The 19,656-nt window shown below is 63.5% G+C and carries 20 protein-coding genes; 13 read left to right on the top strand and 7 right to left on the bottom strand.

The annotated features are described in order from the left end of the window. Window positions 1–36 precede the first annotated feature (36 nt). The 7 genes from C7G61_RS32060 to C7G61_RS32030 all read left to right on the top strand — a co-directional run bounded on the left by C7G61_RS32060 (window position 37) and on the right by C7G61_RS32030 (window position 7,354). Entirely contained in the window at window positions 37–861 is an 825-nt protein-coding gene (locus C7G61_RS32060) for an outer membrane protein (protein WP_108521476.1), read from the top strand. 79 nt (window positions 862–940) lie between these two features. Continuing rightward, entirely contained in the window at window positions 941–1,531 is a 591-nt protein-coding gene (locus C7G61_RS32055; protein ID WP_108521473.1) for a glutathione S-transferase family protein, read from the top strand. 17 nt (window positions 1,532–1,548) lie between these two features. Then, on the top strand, window positions 1,549–2,019 hold the full coding sequence (locus C7G61_RS32050) for a GNAT family N-acetyltransferase (RefSeq protein ID WP_108521471.1): 471 nt from the start codon (window positions 1,549–1,551) through the stop codon (window positions 2,017–2,019). Between the two features lie 255 nt (window positions 2,020–2,274). After that, window positions 2,275–2,469 (top strand): hypothetical protein, encoded by a 195-nt coding sequence (locus C7G61_RS32045; protein WP_108521469.1) that lies wholly within the window; start codon window positions 2,275–2,277, stop codon window positions 2,467–2,469. A 79-nt stretch (window positions 2,470–2,548) separates the two neighbouring features. Beyond that, entirely contained in the window at window positions 2,549–3,721 is a 1,173-nt protein-coding gene (locus C7G61_RS32040; protein ID WP_108521516.1) for a phosphoserine transaminase, read from the top strand. A 203-nt stretch (window positions 3,722–3,924) separates the two neighbouring features. Further along, window positions 3,925–5,514, top strand: coding sequence for a phosphoglycerate dehydrogenase (gene serA / locus C7G61_RS32035; RefSeq protein ID WP_108521467.1), 1,590 nt, complete (start codon window positions 3,925–3,927; stop codon window positions 5,512–5,514). Window positions 5,515–5,692: 178 nt separating this feature from the next. Beyond that, complete coding sequence (locus C7G61_RS32030) at window positions 5,693–7,354, top strand: mucoidy inhibitor MuiA family protein (RefSeq protein WP_108521463.1); 1,662 nt, start codon at window positions 5,693–5,695, stop codon at window positions 7,352–7,354. Between the two features lie 83 nt (window positions 7,355–7,437). Here the strand turns inward: C7G61_RS32030 and C7G61_RS32025 are convergent, their stop codons facing one another. The 5 genes from C7G61_RS32025 to C7G61_RS46225 all read right to left on the bottom strand — a co-directional run bounded on the left by C7G61_RS32025 (window position 7,438) and on the right by C7G61_RS46225 (window position 11,972). Further along, window positions 7,438–8,790 (bottom strand): esterase-like activity of phytase family protein, encoded by a 1,353-nt coding sequence (locus C7G61_RS32025; protein WP_108521460.1) that lies wholly within the window; start codon window positions 8,788–8,790, stop codon window positions 7,438–7,440. 108 nt (window positions 8,791–8,898) lie between these two features. Further along, a complete protein-coding gene (locus tag C7G61_RS32020) occupies window positions 8,899–9,705 on the bottom strand; it encodes a heme ABC transporter ATP-binding protein (protein WP_108521457.1) in 807 nt (268 codons plus the stop codon). Next, complete coding sequence (locus tag C7G61_RS32015; protein ID WP_244608553.1) at window positions 9,702–10,745, bottom strand: FecCD family ABC transporter permease; 1,044 nt, start codon at window positions 10,743–10,745, stop codon at window positions 9,702–9,704. Before C7G61_RS32015 ends, C7G61_RS32020 begins: the two co-directional genes overlap by 4 nt. 50 nt (window positions 10,746–10,795) lie before the next feature. Next, window positions 10,796–11,749, bottom strand: a complete 954-nt coding sequence (locus C7G61_RS32010; protein WP_108521452.1) for a heme/hemin ABC transporter substrate-binding protein — start codon at window positions 11,747–11,749, stop codon at window positions 10,796–10,798. Window positions 11,750–11,765: 16 nt separating this feature from the next. Beyond that, window positions 11,766–11,972 carry a hemin uptake protein HemP gene (locus tag C7G61_RS46225; protein WP_244608552.1) on the bottom strand — a complete coding sequence of 69 codons (207 nt, stop codon included), beginning with the start codon at window positions 11,970–11,972 and terminating at the stop codon, window positions 11,766–11,768. 256 nt (window positions 11,973–12,228) lie between these two features. On the opposite strand from C7G61_RS46225, the gene C7G61_RS32000 reads away from it, so the two are divergent. The 6 genes from C7G61_RS32000 to C7G61_RS31975 all read left to right on the top strand — a co-directional run bounded on the left by C7G61_RS32000 (window position 12,229) and on the right by C7G61_RS31975 (window position 17,674). Continuing rightward, window positions 12,229–14,589 carry a TonB-dependent hemoglobin/transferrin/lactoferrin family receptor gene (locus tag C7G61_RS32000; protein WP_108521448.1) on the top strand — a complete coding sequence of 787 codons (2,361 nt, stop codon included), beginning with the start codon at window positions 12,229–12,231 and terminating at the stop codon, window positions 14,587–14,589. A 128-nt stretch (window positions 14,590–14,717) separates the two neighbouring features. Next, window positions 14,718–15,053 (top strand): heme-degrading protein HmuQ, encoded by a 336-nt coding sequence (gene hmuQ, locus C7G61_RS31995; RefSeq protein ID WP_108521446.1) that lies wholly within the window; start codon window positions 14,718–14,720, stop codon window positions 15,051–15,053. A 12-nt stretch (window positions 15,054–15,065) separates the two neighbouring features. Next, window positions 15,066–15,581, top strand: coding sequence for a heme utilization cystosolic carrier protein HutX (hutX, locus tag C7G61_RS31990; RefSeq protein ID WP_108521444.1), 516 nt, complete (start codon window positions 15,066–15,068; stop codon window positions 15,579–15,581). A 56-nt stretch (window positions 15,582–15,637) separates the two neighbouring features. After that, window positions 15,638–16,399, top strand: coding sequence for a tonB-system energizer ExbB (gene exbB / locus C7G61_RS31985; RefSeq protein ID WP_108521442.1), 762 nt, complete (start codon window positions 15,638–15,640; stop codon window positions 16,397–16,399). A gap of 4 nt (window positions 16,400–16,403) precedes the next feature. Continuing rightward, window positions 16,404–16,847, top strand: coding sequence for a TonB system transport protein ExbD (exbD, locus tag C7G61_RS31980; protein ID WP_108521440.1), 444 nt, complete (start codon window positions 16,404–16,406; stop codon window positions 16,845–16,847). A 5-nt stretch (window positions 16,848–16,852) separates the two neighbouring features. Continuing rightward, window positions 16,853–17,674: a TonB family protein gene (locus C7G61_RS31975; RefSeq protein WP_108521438.1), complete on the top strand. Its 822-nt coding sequence runs from the start codon at window positions 16,853–16,855 to the stop codon at window positions 17,672–17,674. Window positions 17,675–17,779: 105 nt separating this feature from the next. Here the strand turns inward: C7G61_RS31975 and C7G61_RS31970 are convergent, their stop codons facing one another. Both C7G61_RS31970 and C7G61_RS31965 read right to left on the bottom strand, forming a co-directional pair. Next, on the bottom strand, window positions 17,780–18,622 hold the full coding sequence (locus C7G61_RS31970; protein WP_417021284.1) for a carbohydrate ABC transporter permease: 843 nt from the start codon (window positions 18,620–18,622) through the stop codon (window positions 17,780–17,782). 46 nt (window positions 18,623–18,668) lie between these two features. Beyond that, the gene (locus C7G61_RS31965) at window positions 18,669–19,625 is read right to left on the bottom strand and encodes a carbohydrate ABC transporter permease (protein ID WP_108521514.1); all 957 of its coding nucleotides are present in this window, start codon (window positions 19,623–19,625) and stop codon (window positions 18,669–18,671) included. Window positions 19,626–19,656 lie beyond the last annotated feature (31 nt).

The following is a 19,656-nucleotide window of genomic DNA, read 5'->3' as shown; positions in this document are numbered from 1 at the left end:
TCAACGCAAGTTCAGAGTGTCCGATGGAGTGTTGCGATGCGTCGATTGTTGCTGGTGGCTGTGATGTGCGGAGCGGCGAGTGTCGCCTCGGCGGCCGATATGCCGGACCTGCCGTTTCTCCGCGGCAGCTTCACCGAGGGGCTGAGCACCAGCACGGTGAACTGGCAAGGTTTTTATGTCGGCGGACATGGCGCCTATGGCACCTCCAACATGAATTTTACGGGTGCGACGAGGACTGTCGCGGCGCGCCTCATGGACGGCCTGGAGATGGAGCAGGTCCAGCGAATATCGGAATGGCCGGTTATGGGAAAAGTGTCGGTCCACGGACACGGCTTCGGCGGATTCGTCGGCTTCAACTCGCAGTGGACCGACGTCGTCGTGGGCCTTGAACTGAACTACACGCACGGCAAGTTCGGCGGTTCGCAGACCGGCAGCATATCGCGGTTTTTCACGCTCCCTTCGGGATATACCGATAGCGTCACCTATGAAGGGACTGCGCGGATAAATATCACCGACATGGGCACGCTTCGGGTGCGCGGCGGCTACACGTATGGCTCGTTCCTTCCTTATATGTTCGCCGGCTTAGCGCTGGGGCAGGCCGATATCATTCGTACCGCCCGGGTTTTCGGAGTTCAGGTCAATCCGGCGGCTGCGCCGGGATTCCAGAATGTGCCATTCGATATCAGCGCAACCGACGCCCAGTATAGCCATTTGATCTACGGCTATTCGTTCGGCCTCGGCACCGAAGTGATGCTGGTATCGAACCTGTTCCTGCGCGCGGAATGGGAATATGTTCGCTTTGCCTCTTCGATCGACACCAGCATCAATACGGTGCGCGCCGGCCTCGGCTACAAGTTCTGATCTCGCCGACAGCGGCATCCAGCGCCGTTGACAGATTTGCCGCCGCCTGTTGCAGTGCCGCCGTAAACGAGGGCGGCGCATGAAGGTCTACGGCGATACCAATTCCGGCAATTGCCTCAAGGTGAAGTGGGTGTGCGACCATCTCGCGCTGCCCTACACCTGGATAGCGGTCGATACGCTGAAGGGCGAGACGCGCACCGCGGAGTTCCTCAAGCTCAACGGCGCCGGCCAGGTGCCGGCGATCGAACTCGACGACGGCCGCACGCTGGCGCAATCCAACGCCATCATCCGTTATCTCGCACGCGGTTCTCGTCTCATTCCGCAGGATGCGTTCGCGGCAGGGAAGATGGACGAGTGGCTGTTCTGGGAACAGTACAGCCATGAGCCGTATATCGCCGTCTGCCGCTTCCAGATGTTCTATTTGAAGAAGCCGGTTTCCGATCTCGACCCCGACAAGGTCAAGCGCGGCTATGCGGCGCTGGCGCGGATGGAGCACCAGCTCGCCATCACGCCCTTCCTGGCCGGCGACGCCGTCACGCTCGCCGACATATCGCTGCTGGCCTATACCCGCGTCGCGCATGAAGGCGGCTTTCACCTCGACGGCTATGCCGCGGTGCGCCGCTGGATCGGCGAGACCGAAAAATTCCTCGGCCTGCCGCCGGCGCGCTGACCACACCGGAAATTGTCATGTCTGCCATCTCAGAGGTCACCATCCGTCGTACCCGCCGCGAGGATGTCGGCGTCATCGTCGCCATGCTGGCGGACGATCCGCTCGGCGGTGTCCGTGAGCGGATCGAAGACCCGCTGCCGCAATCCTACTTCACGGCGTTCGAGCAGCTCACGCGCGATCCGAATATCCTGCTCGTCGTCGCCGAGGACGGCGAGGGCGCCGTGGTCGGCTGCCTGCAGCTCTGCATCCTGCCGGGGCTGAGTTCGCAGGGCGCCTCGCGCGGCCTGATCGAGGATGTCCGCGTCGCCAAACACTGCCGTAGCCGCGGCATCGGCGAGCAGATGGTGCAGTGGGCGGTTGTGGAAGCACGCGCGCGGGGATGCAAAGTGGTCGAACTGCTGACGCATCACACCCGCGTCGACGCGCAGCGATTCTACGAGCGGCTGGGTTTTGCGCGCAGCCATGTCGGCATGACCGTGCGATTTTGATACCCGTAGCGTTTTCGAGCGAAAGCCTGCTCCGGACTTGATCCGGGTGGAATCCGGTTCGCGTAAAGAAAACGCGTCAGAATAAAGGTCAATTGCGGTTGAAGCTTATTTGCGACGAATGCCTGAGGTAGTCGTCGACTCTACGATCCGGTTAACAACCGATAAACTACGCGTGCGTCCGTGATTTTACGGACCGGAACGTCTCCGCTATGCCGACGTCTCCCATGGGGCTTTGGGCAGCTTGGGGATTTCCAAATGAAAAGATATTCGATTGTCCGGATCGGAAGCGAATATGTCGTGCAGGCTGGAAAGACCAGCATTCTGAAGGTCTCGAGCCGGCGGGAGGCCGACAAGCTGATCACCGATGCCGCAGAACTCCTGCAGCAGGAGCCGGATCCAGTCTCGGACGAGCATCCATCAATCGGGCATGAAGCTCCCGAACTTCCTTGACGATCGGGCGCGATTCCCTTAATGACCGCGGCGGGACACCTCCCCCCAACGGGAGGCTTACTATCTGGAAGGATAGATGATGACCGTAGCGAAGCCCGCTTCGCGGCCCAACGTGCCGCATTTTTCCTCCGGCCCCTGCGCCAAGCGCCCCGGCTGGAACCCCCAAAATCTCAAGGACGCAGCCCTCGGCCGCTCGCATCGCGCGAAGGTCGGCAAGGCAAAACTCAAGCTCGCGATCGAACTGACACGCGAAGTGCTTGAAGTGCCGGCCGATTACAAGATCGGCATCGTGCCGGCGTCCGATACCGGCGCGGTCGAAATGGCGCTGTGGTCGCTGCTCGGCGCGCGGCCCGTCACCACCATCGCCTGGGAATCCTTCGGCGAGGGCTGGGTCAGCGACATCATCAAGGAATTGAAGCTGAAGGACGTCACCAAGCTGCATGCCGGCTATGGCGATCTTCCCGATCTTTCCAAGGCCGATCCGGCGTCCGACATCGTCTTCACCTGGAACGGCACGACGTCCGGCGTGCGCGTGCCCAACGCCGACTGGATCAGCGCGACCCGCGAAGGCCTCACGATCTGCGACGCGACGTCGGCCGCTTTCGCGCAGCCGCTCGATTTCGCAAAGCTCGATGTGGTGACGTTCTCCTGGCAGAAGGCGCTGGGCGGCGAGGCCGCGCACGGCATGCTGATCCTTTCGCCACGCGCGGTGGAGCGGCTCGAGACCTACAAGCCGGCCTGGCCGCTGCCGAAGATTTTCCGCCTGACCAAAGGCGGCAAGCTCAACCAGGGCATCTTCGAAGGCGAGACCATCAACACGCCGTCGATGCTTTGCGTCGAGGATTATCTCGATGCGCTGAACTGGGCGAAATCGATCGGCGGCCTCAAGGCGCTGATCGCGCGCGCCGACGCCAACACCAAGGCGCTGGCCGACTGGAAGGCGAAGACGCCGTGGATCGATTTCCTGGCGAAGGAGCCGTCGATCCGCTCCAACACTTCGGTGTGCCTGAAGATCGTCGATCCCGCGATCACCTCGCTGACGCCGGACGCGCAGGCTGACTTCTCGAAAAAGCTGGTGGCGCTGGTCGAGAAGGAAGGCGCCGGTTACGATTTTGCGTATTACCGCGATGCGCCCGCGGGCCTGCGAATCTGGTGCGGCGCCACCGTGGAAGCTTCCGACGTCGCGCTGCTGACGCAGTGGATCGATTGGGCATTCGCCGAGACCAAGGCTGCGCTGCCGAAGGCGGCTTGACTTTCTTTTTGCCTCTCCCCGTTCTTGCGGGGAGAGGTCGGCGCATCGCGCCGGGTGAGGGGCTCTTTCCGCGCGCACCTCGCCTGTGGCTGCCCCTCACCCCGACCCTCTCCCCGTAAGGGGGAGAGGGAGAAGAGCTCGCAAAACATAGCCATTCTGGCCTCGCAGGCCGATCCTCCCTTTGGGAGGTGAAGGAACATCAAATGTCCAAACCCAAAGTTCTCATTTCCGACGCGCTGTCTCCCGCTGCCGTGCAGATCTTCAAAGACCGCGGCATCGAGGTCGACTTCCAGCCCAATCTCGGCAAGGACAAGGACAAGCTCGCCGAGATCATCGGCAATTACGACGGGCTTGCGATCCGCTCCGCGACGAAAGCGACCGCCAAGATCATCGAGAAAGCAAAGAAGCTGAAGGTGATCGGCCGCGCCGGCATCGGCGTCGACAATGTCGAGATACCGGCGGCGACCGCCAAGGGCATCATCGTGATGAACACGCCGTTCGGCAATTCGATCACGACCGCCGAGCACGCCATTACCTTGATGCTGGCGCTGGCGCGTGAAATTCCGCAGGCCGACGCCTCCACCCAGGCCGGCAAGTGGGAGAAGAACCGCTTCATGGGCGTCGAGATCACCGGCAAGACGCTGGGCGTGATCGGCTGCGGCAATATCGGCACGATCGCCGCCGACCGCGCGCTCGGTCTGCGCATGAAAGTGGTCGCGTTCGATCCGTTCCTGTCGCCGGAGCGCGCCAAGGACATCGGCGTCGAGAAGGTCGAACTTGACGAATTGTTCAAGCGCGCCGATTTCATCACGCTGCACACGCCGCTGACCGAGAAGACCAAAAACATCATCGACGCGGCGGCGATTGCGAAAATGAAAAAGGGCGTGCGCATCGTCAATTGCGCGCGCGGCGGCCTGGTCGACGAGCAGGCGCTGGTCGATGCGCTGAATTCCAAGCACGTCGCGGGCGCCGCCTTCGACGTGTTCGTCGAGGAGCCCGCCACCAAGAACGTGCTGTTCGGCCATCCCAACGTGATCTGCACGCCGCATCTCGGCGCTTCCACCACGGAAGCGCAGGAGAACGTCGCGCTGCAGGTCGCCGAGCAAATGTCCGACTATCTGCTGACGGGTGCGATCTCGAATGCGGTGAACTTCCCGTCGATCACGGCCGAGGAAGCGCCGAAGCTGAAACCGTTCATCGAGCTCGCCGAAAAGCTCGGCTCGTTCGCGGGCCAGCTCACCGAGAGCGGAATTTTGAAAGTCCAGATCACCTATGAGGGACATGTCGCCGAGATGAAGATCAAGGCGATCACCTCGGCGGTGCTGTCGGGCCTGCTGCGGCCGATGCTGGGCGAGGTCAACGTGGTCTCCGCGCCGGTCGTTGCCAAAGAGCGCGGCATGGTGGTCGACGAGATCGTGCGCGCGGCGCAGAGCGACTATGAAAGCCTGATCACGGTCACCGTCACCACCGAGCGGCAGGAACGCTCGGTGTCCGGCACCGTCTATCACGACGGCAAGCCGCGGCTGGTCGACATCAAGGGCATCCGGGTCGATGCCGAGTTCGGCAAGTCGATGATCTATGTCACCAACGAGGATAAGCCCGGCTTCATCGGCAGCTTCGCCGGCCTGCTCGGCGCGGCCCAGATCAACATCGCCACCTTCCATCTCGGCCGCACCAAGCAGGGCGGCGACGCCATCGCACTGGTCGAGATCGACGGGCCGGTCCCGGCGGACGTGCTGACGAAGGTGCAAGCCTTGCCCCAGGTGAAGCAGGCCAAGGCGCTGGCGTTCTAACCGCGCATCGTTCTTTTCCCTTTGGAGAGGGGATTGCTTATGCTTCGCCGCGGTGCCGCCGCGGCGAAGCCACATGGAAACCTCAATCGAACCGGTTCCTCCCTCGCAACGTCTCACCACCGGGGGTGGTGGGCGTTTTCGCGCATCGCCATCCGGCGAACGGTTCAGGAGAGAATCCATGCGATTGATTGCGAACAGTTTTTTAACAACGAGCCTCGTCGTGTTGACCGCGCTTGCGGCGGGCCAGGTGCGGGCGGCTGACGTCGATGCCAGCTCGACGGTCGATGCCGTTACCGTCTATCCCGACGGCGCCAGCGTCACACGCGTCGTCACGCTCGACCTTCCTGCCGGCGACAATTCGGCCGTGCTGAAGGATTTTCCCCTGACGCTCGATCCATCCTCGCTGCGGGTCGAGGGTGAGGCCGCCGCCAAGCTCACGATCGGCGCGATCGATGCCCGGCCACCGCACGCAGCGCCGCAAGTCGATCTGCCCGAACTCGACAAGCGCCTTCAAGCGCTGCAGGACCAGCGCGACGATCTGCAAGATGCATACGACCCCGCCGTCGAGCGGCGCAAATTCGTCCTACGCTTTGCGGAAGCTTCGCCGGTCGGAATTGGCGATAAGGGCGAAGCTCGTCCGATCGCCGAATGGCGTGCAGCCTTCGCCGCAGTCGCAGAGGAGGTTGCGATCACCGACGCCACGATCCGTGGCGTCCAGCGCAAGCAGCGCGAGCTCGATCGTGAAATCGCGCGGCTCCAGCAGGATCGAGTGCAGAAGCCGCCGAGCAAGATGGAAGTGCGGATCGAACTCGCATCCGCCGCCGCGACCAAGGCGACGCTGCGGGTCACCTATACGGTGCGCAACGCGCGCTGGACGCCGCTCTACGATGCTCGGCTCGATACCGGCGCCAAGGACCGCAAGCCGGCGCTGGAACTGGTGCGCCGCGCCGAAATCACCCAGGAAACCGGCGAGGACTGGTCGAATGTCGCGCTCGCCGTCTCCACCGTGCGCACCGCGCGCGGCGGCAAGGCGCCGGATTTGAATTCGTTGATCGTGCAGTACCCGCAACCGCCGCGTCCCGTCGCGTCCGTCAGTGCACCCGCGAGTGCGCCCTTCGACAGAGTGCTGCAGTTTCGCTTTGGAGGAGGGACCAGCGGTGCGCTTGAAAAGGCGGACGAGAAACAGGCCGCGGCCGAAGTCGGCAGCTTCCAGGTGGTGTTCAAGATTCCCGGCCGCGTCAGCCTCGGCGCCAGCGAAGGGGCCAAGAGCCTGCGCGTCTCCAGTGCGAGCATCGCGCCCGATCTGGCGGTGCGCGCCGTGCCGGTGATGAATCCGACCGCGTTCCTCGAGGCGAGCTTCAAGCAGACCGAGGATGCCCCTTTGCTGCCCGGCGGGGTCGCGGTCTACCGCGATGGCGCCTTCGTCGGCCGCGGGCTGATGGCCGCCGCCAGCAAGGATGAAACCGTTCGGCTCGGGTTTGGCGCCGACGACAAGATCAAGATCGAGCGCACCGTCGTCAAACGCAACGAGGGTTCGGCCGGCCTGATCGTGACGACGTCGAAGACCGATGAACGCGCGTTCAAGACCAATGTGCGCAACGGCCATGATTTCCCGATCCGGATCGCGATCGAGGATCAGTTACCGGTCAGCGAGAACGAGGACATCGTGGTCGAGATGCTGTCGTCCGCGACCCCGCCGACCGCGAGCAACATCCGCGACAGACGCGGCGTGCTGGAATGGGCTTTTGACGCCAAGGCAGGCGAGGTCAGGGACATCAACTTCGCCTGGCGGATACGCTGGCCGAAGGACAAGGGCGTGGTGATGGTGCCGGCGGGGTAGGGCGCTCGGTGCTTATACGGCAGTGCTCGCCACGGACTTCTCCCTCTCCCCGCAAGAGGCGGGGAGAGGGAGGAGCGACACCGTCACTTCGCCTTCAAAAACTCTCCGACCTCCAGCAGCACGAACTCATTGTCATCCGCCTTGTTGGGATCGCGGCTCGACGAGAACGGTAAATTATTGTCGTTGCCGACGATGATATGGGTGTCGTCGACGCGGTCGACGTTCTCGATGGTGAAGAACGGGAACGTCAAGACGCCGTCGTTGAGCGGCTTGCGCGCCTTCTTGTCGGGATCCTTGATCTTCATCAGGTCGATATAGGCGATCTTGCGCACCGGCTTGCCGACATTGGCGTCTGACAGTTCGATCTTGTAGACGCGCTTGAATTTGGCGAGGTCCGGAAAGCAGTTCTCGCCGCGTTGACCCTGCGGGCAGGCCTTGTCCGCGGTGCCTTCGCCATTGTCGCGCTCGATGATCAGGCCGCTTGACGCGTCGATCATGTTGAAGTCGCCGATGGCGTTGCCGTTCTGCTCGAACGCGTAAGTCCAGTAGCGGCCGGTAAATTTTCCGGCGGCAACGTCGAATTCGATGATACGCGAGGCTTCCTTGCCGTCGACCTTTTCAAAATCCTTCTTCTCGGTATCCCACAGCGGGCCTTCCAGCAGGCCGTAGAGGAACTTGCCGTCCTTCGAGGCGGCAAAACCTTCATAGCCCTTGGAGCGGCGCAGGTTGACCGTGGTGTAGCTCGCGCCGGGTGCGCCCGGCGACTGCACCGACCAATGGTCGGGCGAGCGCACCGGCTTGCCGTCGGCCATGGTGTCGAACACGGCCAGGATCTTGCCCATCCTGTCGGCCTTCAGCACATAGGGCCCGAACTCGTCGCCGATCCAGAAGGTGTCGCCGATGATCTGAAAACCTTCGGTGTCGAAGTCGGCGCCGGTGAGATAACGTTTTGCGGTGTCCTCATGCAGGATGCGGAACGGCACCTTCCTGTCGGGATCGTGCAGGAAGATGGTTTCCTGCCGCTCGATCTTGCCGGTCGCCCAGTCGATCTTGTGGCGGTTGAGATAGAGCATCGAGTCGGCCGAGTTGTAGCGCGAGCCCATGCCGTTGTCGGTGAGCACCCAGAATGAACCGTCCGGCATCACCTTGATGCCGGAATGGCCCTGCAGCGGCTGGCCCTTGAACGGCAGCGATACGCTGGTCGGCCGCTCGTAGGATTTGCCCATCACGCTGCCGACGGCGTCGACGCGCTTGCCGGTGGTGTATTTGCCCGCAGTCTTGAGATCGTCAGGCGCGTCCGTGGGCGCATCGATGAAGCTCTGCGCCGGCAGCACGGCGTGGCCCTTCAGCGTGGCGGGAAACTCGCCTTCGCCTTGGGCGAAGGCGGCGCTGGCCAGAAATATCGACGCGACGGAGCAGAGCAATGACACGCGCATGGCGGACCTCCTGTGAATGATGATGCGGTGTGTCTTGCGGAGCGGCTGTTACAGTTGGCTGACAGTTCTGTGAAGAACCTGTAACGCCGTTGGATAAGCCTTGCGGCGTTATGCCGTGGGCGGGCCTGCAGGCCGCATGGTTTGCGGCAGCAGGAACGGGACGCCCTGATCGGTGTAGTCGATCGTGACGTCGACCTCAAAAATCCGGCGGATGGTCTCGGCCGTGATCGCATCAGTGCGGCCGCCGTCGACGGCGAGCTTGCCGCGATGCAGCAGCACGATCCGGTCGGCGAAACGCATCGCCAGATTGAGGTCGTGCAGCACGGCGATGACGGCCGTGCCATTCTGAGCGCGCCCTCTTGCCGTCTCCACCAGATCGATCTGGTGGCGCATGTCGAGGCTGGAGGTCGGCTCGTCCAGCAGCAGCAGGCCGGGGCCGTGCTGTTGTTCGCCGCAGGCGAGCTGCACCAGCACGCGGGCAAAATGCGCGCGTTGCTGCTCGCCGCCGGAGAGCGTCGGCAATTGCCGGTGACTGAAATGCGTGAGTCCGACCTCGTCGAGAGCGGCATCGACCAGCCGTTGCGCGGCGGCGCGGCCGGTGTCGCCTGCGCCCATATGGACGATCTCCTCGACCGTGAACGGGAAGGTGACGTTGACATGCTGCGACAACATCGTGCGGTGATAAGCGAGCTGTCGCGGCAGATAGAGATGGATGTCGCGCTGCTTCAATTTGATCTGCCCGCGCGTCGGGCGGAGATCGCCGGACAGCATCCGCAGCAGCGTCGATTTGCCGGCGCCGTTGGGGCCGACGATCGCGACCATCTCGCCGGCCGCAATTTTCAGATCGATGCCGTCGACCAGTGTGGCGCCCCCGACCGCCATCGAGATCGATTGCGCTTCGAGAATCGCGGTCATAGCGAAACCAGCCCGCGCTGGCGCAACAGCATCCCTAAGAAGAACGGCGCACCGATCGCCGCTGTCAGGATGCCGATCGGCATTTCCGCGGGCGCCACGATGGTGCGGGCCAGCGTATCGGCGCCCACCAGCAGCACCGCCCCCAACAGCATCGAGGCCGGCAGCAGCAGCCGGTGCGCCGGCCCGATCACCAACCGCAACAGATGCGGCACCACGATGCCGACAAAGCCGACGACGCCGCAGACCGAAACCGCAACGCCCGTCATCGCCGACACCAGCACGATCGAAATCCGCTTCAGCCGCTCGACATCGACGCCGCTGTGAAACGCCTCGGCCTCGCCCAATACCAGCACATCGAGCCCGCGCGCGATCGAGACGCAGGCGATCAAGGCGAGCCCCAGCACCGGCGCCAGCGTGGCGAGCTTGGGCCAGGTTGCGCCGCTCAGCGAGCCTAATAGCCAGAACGTGATGTCGCGCAACTGGCGATCGTCGGCGATGAACACGAGTAACCCGACGCCGGCATTGGCGATGGCGGCAATCGCAATTCCCGCCAGCAGAAAGATCGCAATCGACGTCCGTCCCGAGCGGCTGGCGATGGAGTAGAGGATGATCGTCGTTGCCAGCGAACCGATAAAGGCGGCGAGCGGCAACAATTGATTCTGCATAAAGTGGAGGCTCTGGCCGAACCGGCTGTCGGTGAACACGATCGCCGCGGCGGCTGCGAACGCGCCGCCGGAGGAAACGCCGACGAGGGCAGGATCGGCCAGAGGATTGCGAAACAGCCCCTGCATGATCGCGCCGGATGCCGCGAGCAGAGCGCCCACCATCGCCGCCGCAGCAATCCTCGGAATCCGGATCGACCACAGCACGAGTTGGTCGCGCGCGAGCGTTGGACCGGGTGCGGCGTCAGCCCACAGCCCGAGCGCGGCCGGCAGCCGCGCCAGCGGAATGCCGGCGGCGCCCATGGTGAGTGCGACCAGCGCCGCACCGGCAAGTGCTGCCAACAGACAGAGGAGGGTCAGCGAAGCAGGAGGGCGCAACGCGTATCCGCTGCGGCGCTTCGCCCGTTCCGTGCTGTCGGATAGCGCCGTCACTGCCGGCAGTTTGCGGAGAGTGCCGCCGGCTTGAATATCTCGGCCTGCGGCGCCAGCGCCGGATACAGCTTGATCGAGAGATCGCGTGCGGCTGCCGCCGTGCGCGGCCCGAAGCCGAGCAGGTAGAGGCCTTCCATGGAGATGAAGGTCTTGTTGGCCGCGACGGGGGTCAGCGCAAAGCCGGGATGGACGTATACGGCTTCGGCGTCCACCGAGTCCTTGCCGCGCTGGATCGACAGTACCACGTCGGGCTTTGCAGCCACGATCGCCTCGTCATTGATGATCTTGTAGCCGTCATAGCCATCGATCGCGTTGACGGCACCGGCCATCGCGATGATTTCGTTGGCGGCGGTCTTCTGGCCCGCGGCCATCGCCCGGCCGTTCAGCAGTGACATCACGAACATCACGCGCACCGGCTTGGTCACCTTGGCGCGCAGCTCGCGCAATTGCGCCAGATCGCCGGTGACGACATCGGTCAGGCATTCGGCCCGCTTGTCCGCACCCATCGCGTGGCCGACCAGCTTGATCTTGTCGATCAGGCCCTGTTCGGAAAAGGTTTCGGGCACCAGCACCAGCGGCACGTTGGCCGCCTCCAGCACGTCCATGGTTTCCTTCGGCCCGGACCCCTGTACCGCGAGCACCAGCGAGGGATTGAGCCCGAGCACGCCCTCGGCCGAAAGCTGCCGCATGTAGCCGACATTCGGTTTGTCGCGCAGCGCCGCGGGCGGATAGAAGCTGGTGGAGTCCACGCCGGCGAGGCGGTCCTCGAAGCCCAGCGCGTAGAGGATTTCGGTGATCGCGCCGCCGATCGAGACGATCCGCGCGGGATCTGAGATCGTGACGTCGCGGTTACGGGCATCATGTACCGTAATGCCTGCGGCGAGCGCGACGTTGCCGAGCAGGAAGCAGCCCGCAGCGGCCGACAATGCGAGTATGCGACAAAATGTCATTGCCGGTTCACCTGGTTCACTTGGTCAGGATCAGCTTGTTCTGCGACGTCAGCCGCAGGCGATAATTGTCCTCGCCATGCGCGATGATGATTTCGCGCTCGGTCGCGAACAGCTCGCGGCTGTCGATCCGGCTGCCGTTCATGGTGAGAAGGCGTCTCGCAGACGGCGGATTTTCGGCATGTTTTCCGGCGCCTCCGACATTGTCTCCTGAAGGTGCCGCCATAATTGCTGTGGTGTCCCGATGTTCCCGACTAGCTGCTTGTATAATTTGATCGGCGCGCAATCCAACTGCTGCACTTTACAATCGATATAAAGTGCGCCGTGCCGTCATTGACCGGTTCCGCAACGCGGCGTAACCAAGATGAACGCGATACGAGCGGGGGTGCCCGGTCGCGAAAATCGTTAGCCAGCAAGCAGCCGCGCATCACCGCGGCGCCCGCCAGCCAAACCCAAGAGACAGAACAACAGGTTGGGGCAGTATGGCTTTCGGGGTCAAGCATTCGCGCGCCTTGGTTTTGGGCGCATCGGCATTTTCGTTCGCATTGATGTCGTCGAGCGCGGCGTTCACGCAGGCGCTCGAAGCGGAGGCCGTCACGCGCTCTCCCGAGCAGAAGAAACAGAAGCAGGCCAAGCGCCAGCAAGCCAAGCCGCAGCAGGATGCGCAGACGCCGGCGATGAATGCGCGGGCGCAGATTGGAGCTGCGCCGGTGCAATCGCTCGATACGATTACGGCAGTCGCGACCAAGACCGAGGAGCGCGCCATCGACGCGCTGGCTCCCGTCAGCGTGGTGACGCTCGAGCAGATCCAGGGTCTGCAGCCGAACCGGCTGTCCGGCATCCTCTACCAAATACCTGGCGTGTCGGTCCAGGAGCGCGGCGACGATCCCTCGACCGTCATCAACATCCGCGGCCTGCAGGATTTCGGCCGCGTCGCGGTCGTCGTCGACGGTGCGCGGCAGAACTACCAGCGCACCGGCCACAACGCCAACGGCTCGTTTTTCCTTGATCCCGAGTTGGTCGGCAGCGTCGACGTGGTGCGCGGCCCGACCGCGAACGTCTACGGCTCCGGCGCAATCGGCGGCGTGGTGTCGTTCCGCACCAAGGACATCGACGATGTCGTGCGCCCGGGCGAGCGCTGGGGCGTCGACATGACCGGCTCCGGCGGCACCAACAGTGCGCGCGGCCTCGGCTCGATCTTCGGCGGCGTGCGCGCCGATCCCAATGTCGATGTATTCGGCGGCGCGGTCTACCGTACGCAGGGCAATTACAAGGACGGCAACGGCACCGAGATCGGCAATACCGGCAACGAGATCGCGGCCGGCCTGATGAAGCTGACGGTGCGCCCCGCCGACGGCCATGAGATCAAGTTCGGCGCCATATTCCAAGATTATCAGTACAGCATCGGCCAGTTCAATCGCGGGCCGACGACGACCGCCGCACTGCGCGCGCTGAACCAGGGATCGTCGGTCTATGCGTCCGATGCCAAGAACTACACGGGGACATTCACCTGGAAATACAGCAAGCCGGATGACAATCTCTGGGACTGGAATATGTCGCTCTACGGTAACCGCACCGACAATGACCAGATCAAGACCGCCCACCTCAGCACGACGCCCTCGACCTATTGCGGCGGCGGCTTCGGCAACAACGTTTCCGGCTGCGTGGGTGACAAGCGAGGCTACGTGCTCGATACGCTCGGGATCGACGTCTACAATACGACGCGGTTCAATGTCGGCGACTGGCGCAACGCGGTCACGCTCGGGGTCGATGCGTTTCAGGATGACGTGAGAACCTTCGACAGCCGCGGCAATTCCAACATCACCACACCCGGCGGCCTGCGCACCGTGTCTGGCGGATTCGCGCAGTTGAAGCAGAACTATTCGACCTGGTTCGAGGCCGTCAGCGCCATCCGCTACGACCGCTACGACCTTCATTCGCCGACGGTGGCGACCGGTGGCGGCGGCGACCGCTTCTCACCGAAGATCACCATCGGTGTGACGCCGGTGGCGGGCTTCACGCCCTATGTCAGCTATGCCGAAGGCTATCGTGCGCCCTCGATCACGGAAACGCTGATTGCCGGCGAACACGCGACCGGCGGCGGCCCTCCGTTCTTCCCCTGCCCGGGTGGTACGGTCGGATTGTTCTGCTTCCTGCCGAATCCGAACCTGCGGCCGGAGGTCGGCAAGAACAAGGAAGTCGGCATCAACCTGAAGTATGACAACATCTTCAACGCCGGCGATAGCTTCCGTGGCAAGATCAACGTGTTCCGCAACGATGTCTCTGATTACATCGATCTTGTTGGATCGACACCGCGGCCGCCCATCCTCTTCCCTACCCCGGGACTTTTCAGCCAGTTCTATCAGTACCAGAACATCACGCAGGCCCGGATCGAAGGCTTAGAGGTGGAGACGCTGTATGATGCCGGCCTGTGGTATGTCGGCGTCGCCGGCCACTTGATGCGCGGCAAAAACGTCGCGACCAATATCGGCCTTGCAACCATCACGCCGCGCAAAATCACCACGACCGGCGGCGTGCGGCTGCTCGACCGCAGGCTGATCCTGGCGGCGCAGTGGTCCTCGTTCGGCCCCAACAACGACGTGCCGGCCGGCTATCTGCCCGCGACCGGCTATGAACTGGTCAATCTGTATCTGACCTGGAACGCGACCAAGGACATTGTCTTCTCGGCATCGATCGACAATTTGTTGAACCAGTACTACCGGCCCTATGCGATCCCCGGCAGTTCCACCGACGGTACCTCGCAGAACGACGTGTTGTGGTCGAGCCCCGGACCGGGCAGGGTCTATAAGGCCGGATTGAAGATCCATTTTGGCGGAGCGTAGTTCGACGAGCTGACAAGCCAATAAAGTTGCACCGGGCCGCGCTGATGCTCCAGCGCGGCTGTGGTGCGTTCATGTTTCCAACCAACTCAAACCGTCCGCCAGGCGCAACCCAGCAAGGAGATTTTGAAATGTTTATCGCAATGAACCGGTTCCAGGTGAAGATTGGCTCTGAAGCGGCCTTCGAGACCGTCTGGCGCACCCGCGAATCCTACCTCAGCAGCATGGCCGGCTTCGTCGAGTTTCATCTGCTGAAGGGACCCGTCGCCGAGGATCACACGCTGTATTCCTCGCATACGGTCTGGGCCGACAAGGCTGCCTTCGAAGCCTGGACCAAATCAGACGAGTTCCGCCGGGCCCATGCCCGCGCCGACAACAAGACCGGCGAAAGCCTCTATCTCGGCCATCCCAAGTTCGAAGGATTCGACGTGATCCTGAGCGAGCGTAAGTCCAGCGCCGCCGCGTAAGGGGAGGGTGCGATGTTGAACACGGACTTTGCCGGCCTCAAGGCCCATATGGCTGAGAACCCAGGCGCTGTCATCGAGGACGTGGCGCGGGAGCGGAAAGTGAGCCCGCGCGCCGTCCTGGAGGCGATGCCTGAATCGATGGTGCGCATCGGCGCCGGCGGCGAGTTTGGCGCTGCCATGAACGATGTCGCGCAATGGGGCGAGGTAACGCTGATCGTCCATACCGACGATGCGATCTTCGAGTTCACGGGCTCGATCCCGGCGGGCGAGGTCGGGCGTGGCTATTTCAACCTGATGCAGCCGAAGGGATTGCACGGCCATCTCCGCCACGAGCGCTGTGCGGCTATCGCTTTCGTCGAGCGCCCCTTCATGGGCAAGTCGTCGGCCTTCATCGCCTTCATCAATGTCGACGGCGGCATCATGTTCAAGGTGTTCGTCGGCCGCGACGAGACCCGCGCGTTGCGCGGCGACCAGTTACAGCGCTTTCACGCGCTTGCCGAGAGGATCGCGCCCGCCCGCGCGGTGTAGCCGATCCCTTGTTGTCAGCCCGGGAGACGATCATGCAGCATAGAGTGCTGGGAATTATGATCAGTTGGTGTGGCGCGGCCGGCATGGCCGCCTTCCCGAGTGCGGCGCTCGCCGCCACCGATGTCGCGCTGCTGCCGCGCAACCTGTCGCCCTGGAACATGTTTGTGAATGCGGACGTCGTGGTGCAGGCGGTGATGATCGGGCTTGCCTTCGCCTCGCTGGTGACGTGGACGATCTGGCTGGCGAAAACCATCGAGCTCCGCCGCAAGACGGCGATCGCCAGGCGGCGCCTGAGCCTGCTGGAAACCGATACGGTGCTGGCCAAGGCAGAGCAGGAAAGCCACGGCGGCAATGACGCCGTGGCGCAGATCATCCAGTCTGCCGCGCGCGAGGCCAGCCTCTCCGGCGGTCATTTCGACGATGGGCTCAAGGAACGGGTGGCGCTGCGGCTGGAGCGGGTCGAGGCCGCAATGTCGCGGCAGATCGCCCGCGGCACCGGCATGCTCGCCACCATTGGCGCCACCGCGCCGTTCGTCGGGCTGTTCGGAACGGTCTGGGGCATCATGAATTCGTTCATTGGCATTTCCGAAGCCAAGACCACCAACCTCGCCGTGGTCGCGCCGGGCATCGCGGAGGCGCTGCTCGCGACCGCGCTCGGTCTCGTCGCGGCAATCCCGGCAGTCGTGATCTACAACCATCTCACCCGCACAATCGCGGCCCATCGGGCGTTGCTTGGCGACGCCTCGGCGCTCGTGCTGCTGCTGATCAGCCGCGAGGGCGACCGCGGCTCGTTCCGGCTCGCCCGCGCCGCGGAGTGAAGCGATGGGCGTGAAGCTCGGTCAAGCAGTCGGCGGACGAGCGCGCGGCGGCAGCGACGATCTTGTCGCGTCTCATGAGATCAACGTCACGCCGTTCATCGACGTGATGCTGGTGCTCCTGATCATCTTCATGGTCGCTGCCCCGCTCGCAACCGTCGATCTCGGCGTCGATCTTCCCGCCAGCGCCGTCGAGCCGTCGCCGCGGCCGGACAAGCCGGTTTTCGTCACCGTGAAGCCGGATCTTTCGGTAGCGGTCGGCGAGGAGATCATCGCGCGCGATACGCTGACGGCCATTATCGACGCCGCCACCAAGGGCGACAAGAGCGAGCGCATCTTTCTGCGCGCCGACAAGGCCGTCAGTTATGGCGATCTGATGGAGGTGATGAACCTCCTGCGCAACGCCGGCTATCTCAAGATCGCATTGGTCGGCCTCGATGGCCGAAGCTGAGCGCCATGAACGCGTTCGCCCTGCATGATGTCTCCGACCAGGCCGTCGTCCGGCGCTGGGGAGTTTCGGCGATGGCGATCGTTGCCGCGCATGCCGCGCTAATCGCATTGGCCATGAACTGGTACACCCAGCGGCCGGACCCCGGCGTGGCGATGCCCGCCATCATGGTCGATCTGGCGCCCATCACGTCGTCGCCAGAGGCGGCGCCGATGGACATGATGCCGGGACCTGAGATGCAGCAGGCGGACGCGTCGCCGCCCGAGCCCGCGGCCGCAGAGGCCGTGCCGGAGCAGATCGCGCCGACCCCGCCGCAGGAGAAGCCGGAGGTCGTTGCGCCGCCGGAGCAGAAGCAGCAGCCGGTACCGGAAAAGCCCGAGCCCACGAAGGTCGTTCCGGAACAGAAGCCGCTGCCTGTGAAGCCGAAAATCGTCAGGCCAGACGCCAAGAAGCCTACGGAGGCGACACCCGCGCCGCGCACCAGCGCGCCGCCGCGCGCCGAACGTCAGGCCCCTGCCGCATCGGCGATGAGCGCGGGTGCCGCGGCCTCCGCGATGGCCGCTTACAGTCAGCGCGTCCGAGCCCATCTGATGAGCTTTCATAAATATCCATCCGGCCACACCGAGCAAGGCGTCGTAAAGTTGTCTTTCACGCTGGGCCGCAACGGTCAGGTCGTGGCGGGCCGCGTTGGCGGCTCGTCGGGAGTTGCGGCGTTCGATGCTCAGGCCATGGCATTACTTCGCCAGGCCCAGCCGTTCCCCGCATTTCCACCCGAAATCACTTACTCGACGATGCCTATGACCGTTCCGGTAGCGTTCAGGCCCCGCTAGAACCGATCGTTTCGGTGAAAGTCACATATCAACGCACTTGCCGTTACGCCGGCCGGTGTGCCCACGCGCTTCAGCTAGCGGGATGAAGTCTGGCTGGTCGCTGCCTTACTCCTTCACCGCGCCCGTCAGCGACGACACGTAGTAATCCACGAACAGCGAGTAAAACAGCGCGACCGGCAGCGAGCCGAGCAGCGAACCCGCCATCAGCGCACCCCACTGGTAGACGTCGCCGGTGACGAGCTCGGTCAGGATCGCGACCGGCACCGTCTTGTTGGCGCCGCTCTGGATGAAGGCGAGCGCGTAGATGAACTCGTTCCACGACAGCGTGAAGGAGAAGATGCCGGCCGAAATCAGGCCGGGCACGGCGAGCGGCAGCGTGATCCGCCGCAGGATCTGCAGGCGCGTCGCGCCGTCGACCAGCGCGCATTCCTCCAGTTCATACGGGATCGACTTGAAATAGCCGATCAGGAGCCAGGTGCAGAACGGCACCAGGAAGGTCGGATACACCAGGATCAGCGCCATCGGCGAGTCGAACAGGCCGAACTGCACGATCACGGTGGCCAGCGGAATGAACAGGATCGAGGGCGGCACCAGATAGGCGAGATAGATGCCGAGCCCCACGTAGGGGCTGCCGCGGAAGCGCAGGCGCTCGATCGCGTAGGCAGCGAGCGTCGAGGCGAACAGTGACAGGAACGTGGAGCCGATCGCCACCAACATCGTGGTTTTCAGCCAGGTCGGATAGGCGGTGTTGAACAGCAGGTGCTTGATATGGGCGAGCGTCGGCGAGGAGATCCAGAACGGATTGTGCTCCTTGTAGTTCAGAAGCTCGGCGTTCGGCTTGAACGACGTAATCGCCATCCAGTAGAACGGGAACAGCAGGATCAGCACAAAGCACGACAGCGGCAGGTAGATCATCATCACCCGCCGCGCGCGGGAATCCCACGCCATGGTGTCGGGCGTGGCGCTGGCGACGTTGGTGGATTGGCCGGCTACGTCAGTCATTGGCTTCTCCCTGCTGCCATTTGCGGCGCGCGAGGCCGAAGTAGCTGAACAATGTCGCGAACACCAGGAACGGGATCATCGACACCGCGATCGCCGCACCCTCGCCGAGCTCGCCGCCGGCGATGCCGCGCTGGAACGCGAGTGTCGCGAGCAGATGCGTGGAGTTGACCGGCCCGCCGCGGGTGATGGCGTAGACGAGCTGGAAATCCGTGAAGGTGAAGATGATCGAGAACGTCATCACGATCGCGAGGATCGGCATCATCATCGGGAAGGTGATGTAGCGGAAGCGCTGCCAGGCGCTGGCGCCGTCCAGCATCGCGGCTTCATAAAGCGATGGCGAAATCGTCTGCAGTCCCGCCAGCAGCGAGATCGCCACGAACGGAATGCCGCGCCAGATATTGGCCGCGATCAGCGAGAAGCGCGCCGGCCAGGCCGTGCCGAGGAAATCGATATAGGTGGTGCGGATGTGCAGCACGTCGACCAGGAGATAGGAGATGATCGAGAACTGCGGATCGTAGATCCACCAGAACGCCAGCGCCGACAGCACCGTCGGCACGATCCACGGCAGCAGCACGATGGCGCGCAACAGGCTCTTGAGCGGAAAGTGGTTGTTGAGCAGCAGCGCCAGCCAGAAGCCGAGCGCGAATTTCCCGAAGGTCGCGATCGCCGTGTAGAACACGCTGTAGAACACCGCGCCCCACCACAACGGATCGGTCCACAGATACTGGAAATTCTCGAGGCCGATAAAGATGCCGCGCTGGCCGATCGTGGTGTCGGTGAAGGCGAGCCAGACGCCGAGGCCCAGCGGGTAGGTGAGGAATACCGCGAGCAGCCCGATCGCGGGCGTCAGGCACATCACGATCAGGAACGGCTTGTAGTCGAACAGGCGTGCGATCCAGCCCGGTTGCCGGAGCGCCACGCCGCGCGATGGTAGTGTGGTTACGGACATCAACATTTACCCCGATGCGAGCTATGCCAGG

The sequence above is a fragment of the Bradyrhizobium algeriense genome (genome assembly GCF_003062295.1).
Classification (GTDB): Bacteria; Pseudomonadota; Alphaproteobacteria; order Rhizobiales; family Xanthobacteraceae; genus Bradyrhizobium; species Bradyrhizobium algeriense.
Note: the sequence above shows the minus strand (reverse complement) of the source record. Positions and strands in the feature narration are given on the sequence as shown.